Source organism: Hymenobacter psoromatis (assembly GCA_001596155.1).
Classification (GTDB): domain Bacteria; phylum Bacteroidota; class Bacteroidia; order Cytophagales; family Hymenobacteraceae; genus Hymenobacter.
Genome location: CP014771.1, coordinates 1,835,793 through 1,854,328, shown reverse-complemented (window position 1 = coordinate 1,854,328; position 18,536 = coordinate 1,835,793). Strand labels below are relative to the sequence as shown.

The window sequence follows — 18,536 nt, the reverse complement described above, 5'->3', positions numbered from 1 at the left end:
ACTGCCGCTACGCCCGCCGCTTGGGGTGGCGGCCGGGGCGCGGGGAGGTTGTTAGCTGTTCGTTTTCGTTCGTCGTATCTTAGACGAGCAAACGCCTGATGAAGCAGGCCACGATACCATGAAAAAGACCGAAGATATACCCGCCGAAGTGCTGCAAGCGGCTACGCGGCAAGCCTCGTTGCGGGCCATGAGCGAGAGCCGGGCGCTGGGCCTCACCGTGACGGTTTACGAAAACGGCCAATTAGTACGGATTCATCCCAACGGGCAGCGCGAAGTAGTGACAGACCAGTACCAGAACCCTGGCCGCAAGGCTAACTGATGGTGATAAGTGCTACTCCGCGCCTGCGCTTATTCGCAGGCCCCAACGGCTCGGGCAAATCGGCGCTACTGGATGAATTGCGCGGACAGTTCAATCTGGGCGTGTATGTGAATGCCGATGAGCTAGAGAAGCAATTGGTCCGACAGCGGTTCCTGCATCTCTCCGATTACCAACTGACCGCAACGCAGGCCGATTTTGCGGCGTTTCTGGCGGGCGGGAAAACGGCCGTGGGGGCGCAAACCAGTCAGGAAACCGGGCTGCACATTGCGGAAAACATCGTGGTCATGCGGCCGGAAGCAGCCGTAAACTCTTACGTGGCGGCCACGGTGGCCGATTTTCTGCGGCACCAGTTACTGGCCGCCCGGCTCAGCTTTACGTTTGAATCGGTCATGTCGCACCGGTCAAAACTAGAGTTTTTGCAACTGGCGGCGACTCAGGGGTATCGCACCTATCTCTACTACATTGCTACGGAAACCCCGGCCGTAAATGTAGACCGGGTAAGCAACCGGGTAAGCAAAGGCGGACACGGCGTTTCGACGGAGAAAATTGTGAGTCGGTACGCGAAAAGCCTGGGCCTGCTGGCCGAAACGATGCAGCAGGTCAGCCGGGCTTATTTGTTCGACAATTCAGGCGCGGCCATCTGGTGGTTTGCCGAATATGAACCAGGTAAATTGACGACGATTGGGGAGGAGATACCAGAATGGTTTCGGCGCGCTTGGATGGGAACCTGCTAACACTCCCGCTACCCTCGCCGCTTGGGGTGGCGGCCGGGGCGCGGGGGCGAGGTGTTTTATCGTCAGTAGAAACTGCCGCTACCCCCGCCGCTGGGGTTGCGGCTGGGGCGCGGAGGAGAAGTGAGCCAGCAGCTTTTAGCGGCTGGCAGTTTGCTCTCGTTCATGCCGTCTTGAGCGCTTTCCTAACGCGAACCAGATGCCGGGAGCAGGCGTTATCTTTACCTCATTCAACCCGTACCACTATGCCTGCCATCGCCCCCAAGAAGACAGCCGCCCCGGCCAAAAAGGCCAGCGCTATTAAGAAGCCGGTTGTCAAACCAGCCAAGAAATCGAATATTATCCCCAACTACTTTAAGGGTAAGATTATCGTGCATCCCGATTTCTTTGATGAGCATGACCGGCCCGCCAACTGGCCGAGCGGCAAGTGAAGTATTTGCTTGATACCAACGCCCTAATCGTGCTGGGCACTGATTTTGGGTTGTTATCGGCAGAGGTGCAAAGCATTTTGATTGACCAGCGCAATGCGTTTGTTATCAGCCCGGCCAGCCTTTGGGAGATGGCTATCAAAGTGCGCCTGGGCAAGCTGGACCTGAACGGCCTTTCACTGGAAACATTCGCAACGGTCATTCGCCGCAAGTTTGGCATTCACCTACTGCCCATCAAGCAAAGTCAGCTCCTCTACATTGCCACGCTGCCAAAGGTGAAAGACCACGGCGACCCATTCGATTTGCTCATTATCGCGCAGGCCCTAACCGAAAACTTGCCGGTGCTGACCTCGGATGGCAAGTTTCATCTGTATGGCGTGGACGTAGTGAAGTAGCTCAGGACACTGCCGCTACTGCCGCCGCTGGGGTGGCAGCTGGGGGGCGGGGGGGCTGGTAGCTATTAGCCGTTAGCTTTTGTTCTGATTATGCGGTGAGTCGGTGTAGGAAAACTCACAGCATTGCTGCCAGAAATGCTTGCAGCGTGGCGATAGGCACCCGAGGAAAATCCAGTTGTAGGAGCGGCTGGAAGTGGCGGTCATTCGTAACCAGATAGTCGGCCCCGGCGGCAATGGCCACGTCCACGAATTTGTTGTCGTCGGGGTCGTCGCTTATCAACTGCCATTTGTAGTAGGCTTCCTGGTGCAGAATATTGGGAGCCGCTACCAGAATTTCCAGTACCCGGTTGGCGGTGCTGGCTGAATAATGGCGAGTCAACACCTCCGTGTACTCTGTCAGTATTTCGTTGCTTAACACCCAAACGAATGCTTCGGCAGCAAACAGCTCATACAAGCGGTAATAGGGGCTTTTGGCGTTAAGCAAGACCAGCAGACAATTCGTGTCGATGACGGCGCTTGGCATCAGGAAGGCTCGTTCAGCATCCGTTCGTAGTCTTCGGCCGTGTAGCCGCGTTCTTTATCAATGCGCTGCACTTCGTCTTGCAGCTTCTTGGATAGGTGTGTTACCAGCAGCCGCCGAATTTCCAACGTATCCTCGTCGCTCATGCCCCGGTCAAAAAGACGAAGCAGGCTTAGCTGTAGACTATTGAGCTTGGTTGGTTGAGTTGGAGTTGCAGGTGACATAATTTCTAGCAGGCTAATGGCAAAGCAAGATAACGCCACCCAATCATAAAAGGGTGCCTTATACATCGTAAGCTCTTGCTGCAAGGCACAGCAACTCCCGCTACCCTCGCCGCTGGGGTGGCGGCCGGGGGCGGGGGCCGGAAACGCGCAAACCGCGCAAAGTCTTAATCATCTGCTAGCCGCCCTCGGCACGGCGGGGCCGGGGACACGTAGCGGCAGAGTGTTCATATATTGTATGAATAAATACCTGGCAAAACAGGCGGCGACAAAATGAAAAATCCAGAAGATATTCCAGCGGAGATATTCCAGGCGGCGACGCGCCGGGCATCGTTGCGGGCCGTGAGTGAGAGCCGGGCGTTGGGCCTGACTGTGACGGTGTATGAAAGTGGCAAGCTGGTGCGTATTCACGCCAACGGGCAGCGCGAGGTAGTGGCCGATAACTACCGCGATGCCGCCAGTAAGGCGTAACGCATGGTAGGGGCAACGGTGCCACGGGTGAAGCTTTTTTCCGGGCCGAACAGGTCAGGGAAGTTAGCCTTGCTGGAAGAATTAGGTGGGCAGTTCAACCTGGGGGTTTACATAAATGCGGACGAGATTGAGAAACTGCTGAATCGGCAGGGATTTTTACATGCCGCTGATTATCAGTTGCAAGTGTCGCACGCCGGACTGGATGAGTTTCTGGCGAGCGGCCAGACGGCGGCAGGCATGCAAACCAGCGAAAAGCTGGGGCTACGGATAACCGAAAATATTATCGTGTTGCGGCCAGAAGCAGCCCTCGATTCCTACGTAGCAGCCACGGTAGCCGATTTTCTGAGGCATCAGCTGCTAGCAAACAGCATAAGCTTTACGTTTGAGTCGGTGATGTCGCACCGCTCGAAGCTGGATTTTCTGCGTCTGGCTGCCTCCAAGGGCTACCGAACGTATTTGTCTAGGACTTACGCAAATCGTCTGTCATGGCGAGCAAAGCGAAGCAATCGCCCCAGAACGATACCCGCGCCAGTCGTTCTGGTGCGATTGCCGCGCTTCGCTCGCCATGACAGACGTCTTTTGCGTAAGTCCTATTGTATTACATCGCAACGGAAACGCCAGCGGTAAATATTGACCGGGTTAGTAACCGGGTAAGTAAAGGTGGGCACGGCGTTGCGGTAGAAAAAATAGTGGGCCGCTATATCAAAAGCCTGGGGCTACTGGTCGAAATGATGCAACTGGTTGACCGGCCCTAGCTATTTGACAACTCGGGAGCCAACATCTGGTGGTTTGCTGAATACGAACCGCGCAAACTCACTAGCATGGGCTAAGAGATGCCGGAGTGGTTTCGCCGTGCTTGGATGCGGCAAGCATGAGTAAGAGCCCTTCATGAAGATTCCTGCTCACCATTATCAGAGAGTAGTAGCAAGAAGCCATCGTCAATTCCCGCCGCTGTCGGGTCGTCGGTGCAGGCAGGGCAAGTGAGCCAACAACCCCAAACCGCGCCCGGCAGGGTAGGGCCGGGGGCGCGGGGGCAACTAAGTCACTTTAACCAAAAAGCCCCGCGGGCGTTATGCTGGCGGGGCTTTTTGTTTTGCTGGCTCTTGCGTTACTATGGTTGCTGAGAGTACGAAATACAGTGCAGATATTCTTATTATTGGGGCGGGCGCGGCGGGGCTGCTGGCTGCCCGCGAGATGGCTGCCGCCGGGCGGCGCGTGTGCCTGCTAGAAGCCCGCGATAGAATAGGGGGCCGCGTGCATACGCTGCTACCCCCCGGCTTCACCCAGGCCATTGAAGCCGGGGCCGAGTTCCTGCACGGGGCAGTGCCCCTGACCCGCAGCCTGCTGGTCGAGGCCGGCATAGGGTGGGAGGCCGCTGATGGCCAGACCTACCAGGTGCAAAACGGCCAGCTTCAACTGGATGCCGACTACTTCGCGCAGCTGCCCCTGCTGCTCGAAAAGCTGGGCGCGCTGGCCCACGACCTGCCCCTGGCCGAGTTTCTAGCCCGCGAGTTTGCGGGCGATGAACACGTGGCGTTGCGGGCGTTTGCCACCCAGTTTGCCGAAGGCTACGACGCGGCCGATGCGAGCCGCGTAAGCGCCTGGGCCCTGCGCGACGAGTGGGCCGCCGGTGGCGCCGACGACTCGCCGCGTCTGGTGGGCGGCTATGGGCCGCTGCTGCACTGGCTGGCCGCGCAGGCGCAGGCTGCCGGAGCCACGTTGCATTTGGCTACCCCCATCCAGGAAATCAGTTGGCAGCCGGGCTCGGTGCTGGTGCGGGCGGCAAGCGGCGCGGTGTACCAGGCCCGGCAGCTGCTGTGCACGGTGCCGCTTGGGGTGTGGCAACTCGCTGCTGGCCAGCCGGGCTACCTGCACATTGAGCCGGAAATACCCGCGCACCGGGCGGCAGCCGCTCAGCTGGGGTTTGGGTCAGTCATCAAGATTATCCTCGAATTTGAAACGCCCTTCTGGCACGGCCGGCTGCCCGAGCTGGAGTTTCTGCTCTCCGATGCGTCGGTGCCGACGTGGTGGAGCCAGCTGCCGGCCCCTACCCCCCAGCTCACCGGCTGGCTGGCCGGACCCGCCGCGCACCGCCTGCGCGATGCCCCGCCCGAAACGGTGTTGCAGCAGGCGCTGGAGTCGCTCAGCTACCTGCTCGCTACCCCCCTGGCTGCGCTGCAAGCGCAGCTGCGCGCCCACTCCGTGCACAACTGGGGTAGGGAGCCCTACGCGTACGGGGCCTATTCTTACCCTACCATAGGGGCATCCGCTGCCCGCGCCGCGCTGGCGGCGCCCGTGGCCGATACGCTGTTTTTTGCGGGCGAGGGCGTGTATGAAGGGCCCTACGGCGGCACGGTAGAGGCGGCGCTGGTGAGCGGCCAAATGGCCGCCCGCACCCTGCTGGCCCGGTGCCCAAGCTAGGTAAGAACCAGGTCTATTTCAGGCTTTATTACCGGTAAGCACCAGTGAGCCAAAGGGTAGCGCTAGCTTCCCATTCACGACCAGCGGCTCCAGCTTGCTGAAGAGGGTAGCCTTGATGGCGGCGCGGGTGGCTTCATCGGCCTGGCTCATGGCGGCCACTACGGGGGCGGCTATTTCCATCATGTTTTGCCAGTAATCCTCGGGGCTGGCAAACTCGACGGTGCTTTGCACTTCTTCGGCGCGCACGTCCGAAAAGCCGGCCTTTTCGAGCAAGCCGGCCAGCATTCCTGGCTGGGCGCAGCGAAACATGCCGGGGGCCAGCGGCGCGGGTGCGGGCAGCGTCAGGTGGGCGCTCACGCTGCCCATCATGGTGGCTATCCAGGGGTTGTGGGCCGGGGCCGACCACCCGCAGGTGACCAGCCGGCCGCCGGGTTTCAGCACCCGATACATCTCCCTGGCGGCCAGTAGCATATCGGGGAAAAACATGAAGCCCATGCGGCAGCTCACGGCATCGAAGCGCTGGCTGGGGAAGGGTAGGGCGCAGGCATCGCCGGCCACGGCGGCGTAGTTGGCCAGGCCTTGCCGGGCGGCATTGTCGCGGGCCACGGCCAGCATCCCTTCGGAAAGGTTGAGGCCGACTACGCTACCCCGCGCCGCGAGCCGCGCGATGCTCAGGCCCGGCTCGCCGGTGCCGGTGGCAATGTCCAGCACCTGGTCGGTGGGCTGAATGTGGAGCGCTTCGATAATCTTCGTGCCCATTGGGCGCAGAAAATCCATCGTCTAGGAATCCCACTTCCGCCAGCCGGGCGAAAACGAATCCCAGGTTTGCTGTTGCTGGTCGCGGATGTGAGCGAGGGCGGCTTCCATAGGGCAAGGGGGGGTAGTAAGTGGGTAAACGGTTATGAAAATTAAGCTTAATTAGTTGAAAATCAAAATGAAATATCCTGAAAATGAAGCGCGCAAAAAAGCCCCGCCAGTCACTTGCTAGCGGGGCTTGCCCGCCTGATGACGACAAACAAGGGGGTAGGGAGCGAATAGTCGTCAATCCATTTAAAGCAGCATAAACACTTTGCGCAGCGCCCACAGGCTCCAAACTACCACCATGAGCCCCACGCCGATGAACATCAGGCGGGTAGGGATGCGCCCGGCCAGGCGGGCGGCCAGCGGCGCGGCCGTGACGCCCCCCACGATGAGGCCCGCCACAATCTGCCAGTGCGAGAGGCCGCCCAGCGAGAAAAATGTGAGCGCGCTGGCTAAAGTCACGAAAAACTCGACCAGACTCACCGTGCCGATAACGAAGTTGGGCGTGCGGCCGTTGGCGATGAGCGTGCTCGTGACCAGCGGCCCCCAGCCCCCGCCGCCGAACGAATCCAAAAAGCCGCCCGCGCCGGCCAGCCAGCCCGCGTTTTTCACCTTGCGGCGCACCTGCGGCTGCTTGCGCACCGCCTTGCTGATGATACGCAGGCCCAGAATAAGTAGGTAAACGGCCAGAATCGGCTTGATATAGTCGGCATATTTTACCCCGAAGTGAGACAGCAGCAGCGCGCCGCTCACCGAGCCGATAATGCCGGGTAGGAGCAGCACCTTGAACAGCCGCTTGTTCACGTTGCCGAAGCGGTAGTGGTGGTAGCCCGACGCGCCGCTGGCAAACATTTCGGCCGTGTGAATGCTGGCGCTTACCGCTACTGGGTTCAGGCCCAGCGACATCAGGCTGATGGCCGACACCACGCCGTAGCCCATGCCTAGCATCCCATCGATGAGCTGCGCCCCGAAGCCCACCGCCACGAAAGCGTAGAACGTGCCCGAGTTGCGCGCTACCTCCCACACCTGCGGCCAGGTGAAGTAATACGATAAGATATTGACAGCCAGGAAGACTGCGAACGCCACCAGCGAAATTGTGGCCACGCGCTGCCAGTGCTCAATGGCCGCCGCCTCGTCGGGCGGGCCGAGGGCGGCTACGGCGTGCAGGCGTCGGGCGGCCGCGCCGGCGCGCACCAGGCCGTGCAGCACGGCATCGTCGGTGGCCACCAGCACGAGGTCGTGGCCGGGCAGGTCGTCGGGTTGAAAGGCACGCTCCAGCAGCACCACCGACGGGTGGCGCGCCGCTAGCGTGCGCAATCCGGGCAGCAGCTGCGGCGCCACCACCGTGACAACCGCCGTGGGCTGGGCGTCGAGCACGGCCGTGAGCTGCTCCAGCGCCTCCTTGGCGCCGCCTACCAGCAAAATTCGCCGTTGCGCCAGGTCCAGAAACACGGGCAGCGGACCGCCGGCCGCCGACCGGGGCCGGGGGGTGGCAGCGGCTGGCGGCCGGGGCGGAAGCAGGTCAGTTGCCATAATTTGAGGTAAAATACAACGCCGGCGGTAAAACCAACGGGCGGCCCCTCTTTCGAGAAGCCGCCCGTTGCTTCCTACCCCGGATGGCGGGGGTAAGAATGGGATTTCCGAGTGAGTACTACCCTCTTAAAGACCTTTGTCCAGGCTCAAATTCTCCTTCGGTTCGGCCCCCATGAAGGGGTAGGGATACGCCGTGGGCGGATTGAACGTCTCCTTAATGGCGCGGGGCGACACCCAGCGCTGCAAATTGAGCAGCGAGCCGGCTTTATCATTGGTGCCCGAGGCGCGAGCCCCGCCAAACGGCTGCTGGCCCACCACCGCGCCGGTCGGCTTGTCGTTGATGTAGAAGTTGCCGGCCGCGTTCACCAATTTCCTGGTAGCCAGGTCGATGGTGTAGCGGTCCTGCGAGAAAATAGCGCCGGTCAGGGCGTAGGGTGAGGTCGAATCTACCAGTTCTAGTGTCTGTTCAAATTGGTCAGCGTCATAAACATATACCGTCACCACAGGTCCGAATAGCTCCTCGCACATCGTCACGTATTTCGGGTCTTTGGCCCGAATCACGGTCGGCTGCACGAAGTAGCCTTTCGACTTATCGTGGTGGCCGCCCACCACGATTTCGGCGTCCGGGCTGGCCTTGGCCTCATCAATAAACTTGGCCAGTTTATCAAAGCTGGCTTCGGTAATCACGGCGTTGATAAAGTTGGTAAAGTCCTCCACGTCACCCATTTTCATAGATTCCACGTCCTGCTTCACGTAGCCCAGAATCTCATCGGCCAGGTTGGAAGGCAGATAGACGCGCGAAGCGGCCGAGCACTTCTGACCCTGGTACTCAAACGCGCCGCGCGAGATGGCCGTGGCCACCGCCTTGGCGTGGGCCGACGGGTGCGCCACAATAAAGTCCTTGCCGCCGGTTTCGCCCACTATGCGGGGGTAGGACTTATAGCGGTGAATATTCTGCCCAATCTCCTGCCAGATGGTCTGGAAAACCTTGGTCGAGCCCGTGAAGTGAATGCCCGCGAAATCGGGGTGCTTAAAAATCACGTCGCCGGCCACCGGTCCATCCACGTAAATCAGGTTGATGACGCCCGCCGGCACGCCCGCTTCGATGAACAATTCCATCAGCACCTGCGCCGAATAAATCTGGGGGTAGGCGGGCTTCCACACCACCACGTTGCCCATGAGCGCGGCCGCCATCGGCAGGTTGGCGGCAATGGACGTGAAGTTGAACGGCGTGAGCGCGAACACGAAGCCTTCGAGCGGGCGGTGCTCCAGGCGGTTCCACATGCCGGGCGACGACTCGGGCTGCTGGCGGTAAATTTCCTGCGCAAAATACACGTTAAACCGCAGAAAATCAATCAACTCGCACGCCGCGTCAATCTCCGCCTGAAACGCATTCTTGCTCTGCCCCAACATAGTAGCCGCGTTGATGCGGGCGCGGTAAGGGCCGGCCAGCAGCTCGGCGGCCTTCAGGAAAACGGCGGCGCGCTCCTCCCAGGGCAGACCGGCCCAGGCAGGGCGGGCCGCCAGCGCCGCGTCGATGGCCTGCGTCACGTGGCCCGCATCGCCCTCGTGAAAGTGGGCCAGTACATGCTGGTGGTCGTGGGGCGGGGCCAGAGGCAGCGTGCGGCCGGTGCGCACTTCCTGGCCACCGATGTGCATCGGAATATCGCCCTCCACCTGCTTGATGCGCTTGAGCTCTTTCACCAGCTCGATGCGCTCGGGCGCGCCGGGCGCGTAGCCCTTCACGGGCTCATTGATGGGGGTAGGGACGCGGAAAAAGGCGTTGGACATAGGGTAGGGAAATGTAGCATACGCTTTAGCGTGTGCGGGTTATCGCTGTTTTTTGGTTTTGAGCGTTTGTCATTGCGAGCTTGCGAAGCAATCGCACCAGAACGATGCTCGAACGATTTCGTTCTGGTGCGATTGCTTCGCAAGCTCGCAATGACAAACGGTTCAACGTTTACAAAAAATCGCGCAGCTCATCTAAACTGCTGATTTCGTAGGTCGTTTCGGCAAAGTGCCGGCGCTTATCGGGGTTGAAATACACCTGGTCGATGCCGGAATTGTAAGCCCCCAGCACGTCGCATTCCAGGTTATCGCCCACCATCAGGCTCTCGGCGGCAGTGGCGCCGGTGCGGGCCAGCGCGTGGGCAAACATGCGCGGGTCGGGCTTGAGGTGGCCGCTGTGCTCGGAGGTAATCACTTCCTCAAAATACCGCGTCAGGTCCGACGACTTTAGCTTGATATGTTGCACGTCCTCAAAGCCATTGGTAATCAAGTGCAGGCGGTAGCCTTTGCCTTGCAAATAGCCCAGCACCTCGTGGGTATGCGGAAACACGGCCGCCTTGTGGGGCAGAATATCGGTGAAGCGCGCCGACATATCGGTGGGCACATCGGCCTCCGCCACGCCCAGCCGGGTCAGCGTCCGCACGAAGCGCACCTCGCGCAGCTGCTTCTGCGTCACTTTGTTGCTCTGGTACAGCCGCCACAGCGCGTGGTTCACGTCGCGGTAGCGGGCGCTGAATTCGGCAAACGAAAACAGCCCGTGGCGGGCCAGGTCATACTCCGTAAACAGCTGCTCCAGTGTCTCATTGGCGTTGGTTTCAAAGTCCCAGAGCGTGTGGTCGAGGTCAAAAAACAGGTGGCGATAGGCTTTCATGCGCGGGAGGGGGGGTAGGGCCGAGGCCCGAAAAGATTAGCTTTCGTCGCCTAATAATTGGCTGGGCTGCCTGGCGGTGCCCGCCAGGTACTGCACCAGGCCGGCGGCATCTTTGGGCGTCATCTTGCCATATACCTCGCCCTCGGGATACACGATGAGCGCCGCGCCGGGGCCTTTTTTGCAGTGCTTGCACAGGTCCAGGCAGTTGCAGGTTTGCACGCGGGTGTGCAGTTTTTCGCCGCGCACCAGCAGGTTTTTTACGCCCTGAATCTTTAGTTCTTTTTTGAGGGCCTTGGCGACATCTTCGCCGACGCCCGACTTCTGGTTGGTACAAACAAATATTCGGCGCTGCATCTGGGTAGTTGGGGCTAGAGAGGGGGGGTAGGGGGCAGCCAGCGGCGGTTCTGAATCTTATAGGCCGCCAGCTCGCGGTTGTTCCACAGCGTTTGGTACACTTGCTGGTCGCGCATCAGCTGTGGGTCGCGCTCCATCCAACCCAGAATTTGCGGAAGTAATTCGGCCGTCTCGTCGCGCAGAAAATAATACATCCAGTTATCGAGCCGGCGCACGTTCACCAGGCTGGCATTCTTTAAATAAGCCAGTTGGCGCGAAGTTTTGGTCTGGGTAAAATCGAGCACCTGCTCCAGGTCGCCGACCACCATTTCCTGGTTGCGCCACAGCAAATGCAGGATGCGCACGCGGCTTTCGTCACTCAAAGCTTTAAAAAGCTGCTGCCCGAATGCAACTGAAAAATGTTTTACGCGCATCTGCCGTTAGGAAGGGCTTAGCCGGCCGCGGCTCCGCCCTTCAAAAGTACGACCGTCCGGCCGGGCAGGTTCGTATATTTGTTAACGCATCCTCCCAATTCCTCTTCCCGCCGTGAATAGTCGTCGTTTCCTCTTGCTGCTCAGTCTGGTACTCTTGACCGGACTACTAGCCGCGCCCCATGCCTGGGCCCAGGGCAAGCGCCGCGTGGTGCAGTTTACGGGTATCGTGGCCAGCGGCGACAGCCTGCTGGGCGTGCCCGGCGCGTCGGTCTATGTGCCCAAGGCCGGCCGCGGCACCACCTCCAACGCCTACGGCTACTTCTCGATGCCCGTGCTGGCCGGCGACAGCATCGTGTTTCGCTCGCTCGGCTACCGCAACCAGACCATCATCATTCCGGCTGACTATCAGCGCCAAAGCTTTTCGGTAATCGTGACGATGCAGGATGACCCCACCATGCTGCCCGAGGTGCGCATTTTCCCTTACGCCACCGAAAAAGATTTTAAGCGCGCTTTCCTGGCCCTGCGCCTACCCGACGAAAAAGGCACGGCCGCCGCCGACAACCTCAACCAGGAGCTGATGCGCAAGATTTTCAACTCGCAGCCGATGGGACCCACGGCCAACTACCGCCAAACCATGTCGCAGCAGCAGTATAACCTCGACCGGCGCATGGGCACCGCGCCTAACCCCTACAGCAACAACCCGTTGCTGAACCCCTTCAGCTGGCTCCAGCTCGTGAAGCAGGTGAAGGACGGCACGTTCAAGAAAAAAGAGGGGGTAGATTACTAACTCGCTGGCGGCCGGATTTTTACAACCCTACCCCAGGTTTTCGGGTTAAGCAAGGTGGCAGTCAATTGCCACCTTTTGTTCGTTCTGATGAATACAAATCTTCCGGTTTCAGCGCAGCCGCGCGTGGTGATAATCGGCTGCGGCTTCGCGGGCCTCAAGCTGGCGCAGGAGCTGGCCAGCGCGCCCGTGCAGGTGGTGATGGTGGACCGCAACAACTACCACAATTTCCAGCCGCTGCTCTACCAGGTGGCCACCGGCGCGCTGGAGGCCGACAGCATTGCCTATCCGGTGCGCAAGATTTTCGCGGGCCAGAAGAACTTCTTTTTTCGGGTGGCCGACGTGCAGGCCGTGGACCCGGCCCTGAAAACGGTGCGCACCGACATTGGCGATATCAGCTACGACTACCTGGTGCTGGCGACTGGTTCGCTCACCAATTTTTTCGGTATCGAGAGCATCGAAAAAAATGCGATGCAGATTAAGAGCATCCCCAACGCGCTGAACCTGCGCAGCTTCATCTTCCAGAATCTGGAACAGGCAGTACTCACCGACGACCCAGCTCATCGGCAGACGCTGCTGACGATAGTGGTGGTGGGCGGCGGCCCGACGGGCGTCGAAATCAGCGGCTCGCTGGCCGAAATGCGCCAGGGCGTACTGCCCAAAGACTACCCCGAGCTGGACCTGAGCCAGATGCGCATCATCCTGGTCGAGGCCAGCCCGGCCGTGCTGAACCCGATGTCGGAAGCCTCGCACCGCGACGCGCAACGCTACCTCGAAAAGCTGGGGGTAGAGATTCGGCTGAACACGGCCATCAAAAAGTACGAGAACGACCGGGCATATTATTCTGATACCGAATATATTGAGGCCGGTAATCTAATCTGGGCGGCCGGCGTGAACGGCGCGGCCGTGCCCGGCCTGCCCGACGCGGTAGTGACCCGCAACAAGCGCATCACCGTCAACCGCTGGAACCAAGTGGAGGGCGAACCCCATATTTTCGCCATCGGCGACGTGGCCAACCTCGTCACGCCCGACATGCCCAAGGGAATGCCCATGCTCGCGCCGGTGGCCCAGCAGCAGGCCAGCCTGCTGGCCAACAACCTCCAGCGCCTCCTGCGCGGCGAGCAGCCCAAAGCTTTTGCCTATCTCAACAAGGGCGTGATGGCCATCGTGAGCCGCAATAAAGCCGTGGTGGACCTGCCCAAGAGCATTCACTTCAACGGCTTTTTGGGCTGGCTGGCGTGGCTGTTTATTCACCTTATTCTGCTGGTAGGCTTCCGCAACAAGCTGGTGGCGCTCGTGGACTGGGCCTTCAGCTATTTCAGCTCGGGGCAGGCGTTGCGGCTCATCATCCGGCCTTTTCACCGCCGCGACCTGAGCGCGCCCGAGAAGCTCGCCGCCGAAGAGCGCGCTTCCACCCCCGAATACAACGCGCCGCCGCCCGCCATTCAGGAGCCGGTTGCAAACCGCTAGCGCCTTGTCAGCGCAGCTTCTGGGCAAGCAAACGGGACGGCCGCCGGGGTTGAGCCGGCATCGCCCAATGCCTAATGGGATGGGCTGTAGGTAGTGAGCTGTTAGCCGATATCGGAGGCTTTCAAGCAAATAGGATTTACGCAAAATGGTTAATAGCCAGCCCTAGCGGGGCTGAAAAAATAACTCTTTGCGCAAGTTCCAGCGAATTTTATTCTGACTAATTGCATGTTGAAGGCAACTCACTTCGCGGCGAGTATAAGTTAGCCTCTCTCGACTGCTAGCCAAAACAAAGCCTCCGCAGCAAATGCTACGGAGGCTTTGTTTTGGCTAGCAGAAGGCGTGAGAGTGTTTATAGCGGATAGATTAGCGAGAATTACGTAGTGCTGTTACGCAGTAAGCCCTTTTTTAGCACGACTGCTGGCGGCGGCGCAGCCGGCGCAGGCCATAGGCCACGCCGGAGGCCAGCAGCAGGGAGGCTCCCCCATCGATGGGTACGGCCGTGGGGCCGGCGGCCGGGGTGGGGGTAGGGCCAGTGCTGACGGGGGTCTGAGCCGCCGCTAGCTGCGATAGCCCCAGGAACAAGAGTAGGAAAAAGACGTTTTTCATAGCGCAGAAAGACAAATTATTAGGGGAGCCAGCCCCTGGCCAGGGCTGGCTCCGATGGTGAGTTATTGAATAGTGAGGCGCTTGGTGATGAGCTGCGCGCCGGCCGTCAGGCGCACGACATACACCCCCGTGGCCAGCCCGGCGGTGGGTAGGGTAAGGGTAGTGCCGGACGCGGGCAGGCTGGCCGACTGGCGCAGCACCACCTGGCCCAGGGTGTTGAGCAGCTCTACCTGCACGGCGCTGGCTCCGGCAACGCCGGGCAGGGCTACCGTCACCTGCTCGGTGGCGGGGTTGGGGTAGAGCGTGACGGCGGCCGCCAGCGCGGCCGGCGTGGCAGCCAGGGTCGTATTCGGCGCGAAGACCACCGTGAAGCGACCCGTCAGCGGGGCCGCGGCCTGGGTGGCACTCACCGAGAAGCTGTAGGGCTGGCCCACGGTCAGGGCCGTGGTGGTGCCGGTGAGCGCGTCGCGCAGGTAGGCGGTGAGGCCAGCCGGCAGGTTGTCGAGGGCCGAAGCCGTGAGGGTGTAAGCCCCGGCGGCGGGCACGCCCACGGCCAGCGGCAGCGCCGTGGCGGTCGTGAACGCCGGGCGGCCATCAATGGCGAGTTGGTCAGCACCGGCCACGCTGCTCAGGTTCAGGCCGGTCGTGTTGGGCAGCTTGGCCGCGTCGAGCTGGCTGTCGAAGGCGGGGGTAGCCCCGGCTTCGGCGTAGGCCACCCAGGCATCGGCCAGGCCGTTGCCGGCCAGCGTGAGGCGCAGGGCGGGGCGGGCGTCGGCGGCGGTGCGCTGGAAAGTGGCCTGGTCGGCGAAGGTGGTCACGCGCTGGGCATTGCGGAAGGTGAGCGAGCCGGTGGTCTGGCCGCTGCTCACCCGCACGAAGAAGCCCTGGCTACTGGCGATGAGCGGGCTGTTGCTGCCCGTCGTGCTCTGGCCATTCACGAAGCTGCGGTAGCCGCCGGCATACTGCCCGCTGCTTTGCACCACGTAGGTAGCCGCGTCGAGGTTGGTGCGGTCGCTGCTCATCTGGCTCAGGTCGAGGGGGGCGGGGTAGGGGTTGCCCACCAGCTGCCAGCCGGCGGCGGCATCGGTGCCCCGGCTCAGGGGCAGGGTCAGGTCGCCATTGTTGGCCGTGCCCACGAAGTCCACGAGCTGGCCCGCGTCAATATTCACGGCGTAGCCCCGGCCGGCGGGGAGGGCATCAGTGCTTTGCGGCACCACGAAGCCCTTGTCAAAGGCGCTCAGGTTGTTGGTGGCCGAAGCCAGGCGGGCCTGGTCGTAGCCAAACACCGTGGGGAAGGGCAGGGTGGTGCCCGGCGTGGCGCTCGTGTTGTAGCTCTGGGTGAGGGTCGGCGTGAAACCGGGGGTAGCCAGGTCGGCCACGGTGGTACGCACCGGGGCGCTGTAGTGGCGGTAGCCCGCGCCGGCGTTCAGGGTGCCATCCACGTAGCGCTGCACCGTGAGGTTGCCGCTCACGATACCAGTGCTGCTGTTCACGACCAGGGCCGTGCCGGTGGCGCTGCTCAGCAGGGTCAGGGCGTTGCCGCCGGTGGCCAGGTCGCCGGCATCGGCCAGGGTGAGCACGCGGGCGACCTGGGCAGCGTTGGCCAGGGTGGCGGTGCCGCTGGCTTTGTCCACGGTGAGGTTGGGCACGGTGCCGCCGCTCAGGCCGAGGCTTTGGGCGGCGGTGCCGCTCAGGCGCAGCGTGCCGGTGCTGCCGGCGGTGGTACCGGCCTGGGCCACGTTGCCGGCCACGCTCAGCAGGCCGGTGCTCAGGTCGAGGGTGCTGGCGGCGGCGCTGCTCACGTCGCCGCTCACGGTGGCCGTGCCGGTGGTGGTAAGGCGGGCCGCGCCGGTTTGGGCAAGGCCGCCATTCACAGTGAGTACGCCGCCGGTGTTCACGAAGAGGGTGGCCCCGTTGTTGGTCAGGATGGTTTGGGCGGCCAGTGGGCCGGCCGCCAGCAGGCCCAGCCCCAGCAGGGTCAGGCGGCGGGAGGGGGTAGGAAACTGATTCATGGCTGGAAGGAGCTAAGGGATAAAGCCCAGGGGCTACTTCAGCCGCACGATTTGCAGGTTCGAGCTGCCATCGGTGCTGGTATAGGCGGTGGCGCTGGTACTGATACTTTCGCCGCGAAAAGTAATTTGGTCGCCGGCCGCCAGGTAAATCACCGTGCTGATGGTCGAGTTGAAGCGGTAGTTGAAGCCGCTGGGATTGAGGTTATAGGTACTCAGGGCGTAGGGATAGGTACCCAAAGTGGTATTGCCAATAGCGTTGTTCTTGTCGAGAAAATACTGCACCCCGACGTTGGTAAGCGTCCCAGTACTGGTTATCGGCATCATTTGTACCGTAACCTGATAGGTTCCAGCCCCGGCACTACCCACCGTGAAGACGCTGCCGTTCCAGGCATTACCCCCGGAAAGGGCTGCCCCTGTGCCGTTACTGCTTGAAAAAACAAGGGGTACATAAGTGTTTGACCCTGCAAGAGGAGTGACGGCTTGCGAGGAGGCTACAGAGGTGTTCAACTCAATGCTGGGGTAGGCCCCGCTGCTCCCGGTGGGCGTGCTCCACTGCGTATTGTAGTTGGTGCCATCCACCTTGCTCAGCACCTGCCCGGCCGTGCCGCCGGTGGGCACGCCCTGGCCATTGGAGCCGGCCGCGCCGGTATCGCCTTTTGCCCCAGCCGTACCAGCATCCCCTTTCGGACCCTGGCCGCCGGCCGCGCCGGTATCGCCCTTCGCGCCTGCGGTGCCAGCCGTGCCGGTGTCGCCCTTGTCACCTTTTGGGCCGGCGGTGCCAGCATCGCCTTTGTCGCCCTTCGTACCGGCCGTGCCAGCGTCACCTTTATCGCCTTTCGCACCCGCCAAACCAGCCGCGCCGGTGTCGCCCTTATCGCCTTTTGCGCCCGCCAAACCAGCTAAACCAGCCGCGCCGGTGTCGCCCTTATCGCCTTTTGGGCCAGCGGCACCGGTATCGCCTTTCGGACCCTGCGAGCCACTGCCGCCGCTGCCGCCGCTCAGGGCCGTCCAGGCGGTGCCGTTGTAGAAGTAGAAGCCGGCCGTGCCGTCGGTCTGGTACACGAGCAGGCCGGTAGCGGGGCTGGCAATGCTGCCGCGCTGGCTGGCCGTGAGGCGCGGAGTAAGCAGGCCCTGGGTGGTGCTGCTCACATCGAGGGCAGCCGAGGCATTGGGGGTGGTGGTGCCGATGCCGATGTTATTCTGGGCCTGGGCGGCGGTAGTAGCTCCGGCGAGGAGCAGGGCGGGCAGCAGCCAGCCACGCAAGGTGGCGGCAGATAGCGTAAATTTTTTCACAAGAAAAGAGATTGGGGGTGATGAAAAAAATGAATGGAGTGAATGAGTAGACTTGTTTCCGAATAAGAAATGGCTGAAAATTCTTGCTGCTTCAGGCAGTTGGGAAGACCTTTTTACTTGGCTAAGGCGGTATCCGCTGGTTCTTCGTGCAGCCACCGTCTCCAGCTCCAAATACTGCTTGGAAAATGACCGATTTTTTATTCGGGAATAAGTCAAAATATGAAATGTGAGTAAAAGATGGTGTTTGGTATTCTGGCGGTCCACGCAGCGATTGGGAGTACAAAGCACCCACCGCCCGCCGCCTTCCGCAAGACATTTGAGCCTCAGCCTCAGCTTTTGAGGTCGGGGCGGCGGCCAAAATCAGAATCGTAATATTCTTTCGCCGGGTAGTGCCACGGGCAGCGGGGGCCTGGCCCCTACCCCCGCAAAAAGCCCCGGCACCGCAGGGCGGTACCGGGGCTTTTTGCGGGCCGGGAGTGGGCGGGCCGGCTAGGCGGGCAGCGTGGCGCGGTGGGCGGCAATGCCGGCCTTCACCGTGGTGAGGGTAGCCACCTGCTGGGCCACCTGCTCGCTATCGACCACGGCCAGGAAGCGCGTGACGCCCGTGCTCAGGCGGCCGCGCTTGGCCAGGCGGGTGCGCTGCACTTGCAGGGCGGCCAGCTCGTCGGTGGTTTCGGTGAGGCCGGCATCGATGCCGGGGGCGGCCAGCACGGCGTTGGCGCTGGCTTATTTTGGCCTCCACTTTGGCCAGCTCGCTGGTGGTGCTGGCCTGGGTGCGGCCGGCTCGCTCGGTGCTGAGGTCGGCGGCCGCGTCGCGGCCCTGGTAGGTGCGCAACTCAAAATCAACTTCGGCGGTGGCCGTGTCGCACTCGGCGCGGCTGGTGAGGGCGGAGTAATACATACTACTGGGGGAACTGAAAAAATGAAAAATTGGTGAACACGCCGTAAATATAGAGCGCCTAAGCATTCGGACAAGCCAATGCTGCTTTAATTGGTTGCCCCAGAGTTGAGTTTCGCCCTCCGCGTGCGCCTCATCCCCTAGCCCCTTCTCCGAAAAGGAGAAGGGGAACTAGTTTTTAGTCCTAAAAAAAGCTAGAAGCTAGAG

19 protein-coding genes and 1 pseudogene are annotated in these 18,536 nt (G+C 61.4%); 9 read left to right on the top strand and 11 right to left on the bottom strand.

Going from position 1 to position 18,536, the window contains the following annotated elements; translation table 11 throughout:
* Nucleotides 1-118 precede the first annotated feature (118 nt).
* The 4 genes from A0257_07855 (at nt 119) to A0257_07840 (ending at nt 1,873) form a co-directional block, all read left to right on the top strand.
* The gene (locus tag A0257_07855; protein AMR27031.1) at nt 119-319 is read left to right on the top strand and encodes a hypothetical protein; all 201 of its coding nucleotides are present in this window, start codon (nt 119-121) and stop codon (nt 317-319) included.
* On the top strand, nt 319-1,053 hold the full coding sequence (locus A0257_07850; protein AMR27030.1) for a hypothetical protein: 735 nt from the start codon (nt 319-321) through the stop codon (nt 1,051-1,053). The genes A0257_07855 and A0257_07850 overlap by 1 nt, the downstream gene beginning before the upstream one ends.
* 242 nt (nt 1,054-1,295) lie before the next feature.
* Nucleotides 1,296-1,481, top strand: a complete 186-nt coding sequence (locus A0257_07845) for a hypothetical protein (GenBank protein ID AMR27029.1) — start codon at nt 1,296-1,298, stop codon at nt 1,479-1,481.
* Nucleotides 1,478-1,873 carry a hypothetical protein gene (locus tag A0257_07840; GenBank protein AMR27028.1) on the top strand — a complete coding sequence of 132 codons (396 nt, stop codon included), beginning with the start codon at nt 1,478-1,480 and terminating at the stop codon, nt 1,871-1,873. Before A0257_07845 ends, A0257_07840 begins: the two co-directional genes overlap by 4 nt.
* A gap of 115 nt (nt 1,874-1,988) precedes the next feature.
* Here A0257_07840 and A0257_07835 read toward each other — a convergent pair whose 3' ends face one another.
* A complete protein-coding gene (locus A0257_07835) occupies nt 1,989-2,396 on the bottom strand; it encodes a hypothetical protein (GenBank protein ID AMR27027.1) in 408 nt (135 codons plus the stop codon).
* Nucleotides 2,397-2,887: 491 nt separating this feature from the next.
* Between A0257_07835 and A0257_07830 the strand changes: the two genes are divergently transcribed.
* The 3 genes from A0257_07830 to A0257_07820 all read left to right on the top strand — a co-directional run bounded on the left by A0257_07830 (nt 2,888) and on the right by A0257_07820 (nt 5,506).
* The gene (locus A0257_07830) at nt 2,888-3,085 is read left to right on the top strand and encodes a hypothetical protein (protein AMR27026.1); all 198 of its coding nucleotides are present in this window, start codon (nt 2,888-2,890) and stop codon (nt 3,083-3,085) included.
* A gap of 3 nt (nt 3,086-3,088) precedes the next feature.
* Complete coding sequence (locus A0257_07825) at nt 3,089-3,712, top strand: hypothetical protein (protein AMR27025.1); 624 nt, start codon at nt 3,089-3,091, stop codon at nt 3,710-3,712.
* A gap of 486 nt (nt 3,713-4,198) precedes the next feature.
* Nucleotides 4,199-5,506 (top strand): hypothetical protein, encoded by a 1,308-nt coding sequence (locus A0257_07820; protein AMR27024.1) that lies wholly within the window; start codon nt 4,199-4,201, stop codon nt 5,504-5,506.
* A gap of 18 nt (nt 5,507-5,524) precedes the next feature.
* Here A0257_07820 and A0257_07815 read toward each other — a convergent pair.
* The 6 genes and pseudogenes from A0257_07815 to A0257_07790 form a co-directional block, all read right to left on the bottom strand.
* A pseudogene (locus A0257_07815) lies at nt 5,525-6,373 on the bottom strand (methyltransferase type 11).
* Nucleotides 6,374-6,556: 183 nt separating this feature from the next.
* Complete coding sequence (locus A0257_07810) at nt 6,557-7,429, bottom strand: ABC transporter permease (protein ID AMR29668.1); 873 nt, start codon at nt 7,427-7,429, stop codon at nt 6,557-6,559.
* 537 nt (nt 7,430-7,966) lie between these two features.
* Complete coding sequence (locus A0257_07805; protein AMR27023.1) at nt 7,967-9,631, bottom strand: 1-pyrroline-5-carboxylate dehydrogenase; 1,665 nt, start codon at nt 9,629-9,631, stop codon at nt 7,967-7,969.
* A gap of 169 nt (nt 9,632-9,800) precedes the next feature.
* On the bottom strand, nt 9,801-10,499 hold the full coding sequence (locus A0257_07800; GenBank protein AMR27022.1) for an HAD family hydrolase: 699 nt from the start codon (nt 10,497-10,499) through the stop codon (nt 9,801-9,803).
* Between the two features lie 36 nt (nt 10,500-10,535).
* The gene (locus A0257_07795) at nt 10,536-10,853 is read right to left on the bottom strand and encodes a hypothetical protein (GenBank protein AMR27021.1); all 318 of its coding nucleotides are present in this window, start codon (nt 10,851-10,853) and stop codon (nt 10,536-10,538) included.
* Nucleotides 10,854-10,867: 14 nt separating this feature from the next.
* On the bottom strand, nt 10,868-11,266 hold the full coding sequence (locus A0257_07790) for a transcriptional regulator (GenBank protein ID AMR27020.1): 399 nt from the start codon (nt 11,264-11,266) through the stop codon (nt 10,868-10,870).
* A 133-nt stretch (nt 11,267-11,399) separates the two neighbouring features.
* Here A0257_07790 and A0257_07785 point away from each other — a divergent pair, with 133 nt between their 5' ends.
* Both A0257_07785 and A0257_07780 read left to right on the top strand, forming a co-directional pair.
* Nucleotides 11,400-12,053, top strand: coding sequence for a hypothetical protein (locus tag A0257_07785; protein ID AMR27019.1), 654 nt, complete (start codon nt 11,400-11,402; stop codon nt 12,051-12,053).
* Between the two features lie 87 nt (nt 12,054-12,140).
* Nucleotides 12,141-13,520, top strand: coding sequence for an NADH dehydrogenase (locus A0257_07780; protein ID AMR27018.1), 1,380 nt, complete (start codon nt 12,141-12,143; stop codon nt 13,518-13,520).
* A 405-nt stretch (nt 13,521-13,925) separates the two neighbouring features.
* Here the strand turns inward: A0257_07780 and A0257_07775 are convergent, their stop codons facing one another.
* The 4 genes from A0257_07775 to A0257_07760 all read right to left on the bottom strand — a co-directional run bounded on the left by A0257_07775 (nt 13,926) and on the right by A0257_07760 (nt 18,142).
* Complete coding sequence (locus A0257_07775) at nt 13,926-14,126, bottom strand: hypothetical protein (GenBank protein ID AMR27017.1); 201 nt, start codon at nt 14,124-14,126, stop codon at nt 13,926-13,928.
* A gap of 62 nt (nt 14,127-14,188) precedes the next feature.
* Entirely contained in the window at nt 14,189-16,138 is a 1,950-nt protein-coding gene (locus tag A0257_07770) for a hypothetical protein (protein AMR27016.1), read from the bottom strand.
* Between the two features lie 33 nt (nt 16,139-16,171).
* Nucleotides 16,172-17,431 carry a hypothetical protein gene (locus tag A0257_07765; GenBank protein ID AMR27015.1) on the bottom strand — a complete coding sequence of 420 codons (1,260 nt, stop codon included), beginning with the start codon at nt 17,429-17,431 and terminating at the stop codon, nt 16,172-16,174.
* Between the two features lie 489 nt (nt 17,432-17,920).
* On the bottom strand, nt 17,921-18,142 hold the full coding sequence (locus tag A0257_07760) for a hypothetical protein (protein ID AMR27014.1): 222 nt from the start codon (nt 18,140-18,142) through the stop codon (nt 17,921-17,923).
* Nucleotides 18,143-18,536: the final 394 nt, after the last annotated feature.

Bases quoted from the DNA above. Each gene is read 5' to 3' on its own strand.
- A0257_07800 (AMR27022.1), bottom strand. From the start codon at position 10,499: ATGAAAGCCTATCGCCACCTGTTTTTTGACCTCGACCACACGCTCTGG.
- A0257_07830 (AMR27026.1), top strand. From the start codon at position 2,888: ATGAAAAATCCAGAAGATATTCCAGCGGAGATATTCCAGGCGGCGACG.
- A0257_07795 (AMR27021.1), bottom strand. From the start codon at position 10,853: ATGCAGCGCCGAATATTTGTTTGTACCAACCAGAAGTCGGGCGTCGGC.
- A0257_07770 (AMR27016.1), bottom strand. From the start codon at position 16,138: ATGAATCAGTTTCCTACCCCCTCCCGCCGCCTGACCCTGCTGGGGCTG.
- A0257_07850 (AMR27030.1), top strand. From the start codon at position 319: ATGGTGATAAGTGCTACTCCGCGCCTGCGCTTATTCGCAGGCCCCAAC.
- A0257_07780 (AMR27018.1), top strand. From the start codon at position 12,141: ATGAATACAAATCTTCCGGTTTCAGCGCAGCCGCGCGTGGTGATAATC.
- A0257_07820 (AMR27024.1), top strand. From the start codon at position 4,199: ATGGTTGCTGAGAGTACGAAATACAGTGCAGATATTCTTATTATTGGG.
- A0257_07845 (AMR27029.1), top strand. From the start codon at position 1,296: ATGCCTGCCATCGCCCCCAAGAAGACAGCCGCCCCGGCCAAAAAGGCC.
- A0257_07775 (AMR27017.1), bottom strand. From the start codon at position 14,126: ATGAAAAACGTCTTTTTCCTACTCTTGTTCCTGGGGCTATCGCAGCTA.
- A0257_07855 (AMR27031.1), top strand. From the start codon at position 119: ATGAAAAAGACCGAAGATATACCCGCCGAAGTGCTGCAAGCGGCTACG.
- A0257_07835 (AMR27027.1), bottom strand. From the start codon at position 2,396: ATGCCAAGCGCCGTCATCGACACGAATTGTCTGCTGGTCTTGCTTAAC.
- A0257_07805 (AMR27023.1), bottom strand. From the start codon at position 9,631: ATGTCCAACGCCTTTTTCCGCGTCCCTACCCCCATCAATGAGCCCGTG.
- A0257_07825 (AMR27025.1), top strand. From the start codon at position 3,089: ATGGTAGGGGCAACGGTGCCACGGGTGAAGCTTTTTTCCGGGCCGAAC.
- A0257_07790 (AMR27020.1), bottom strand. From the start codon at position 11,266: ATGCGCGTAAAACATTTTTCAGTTGCATTCGGGCAGCAGCTTTTTAAA.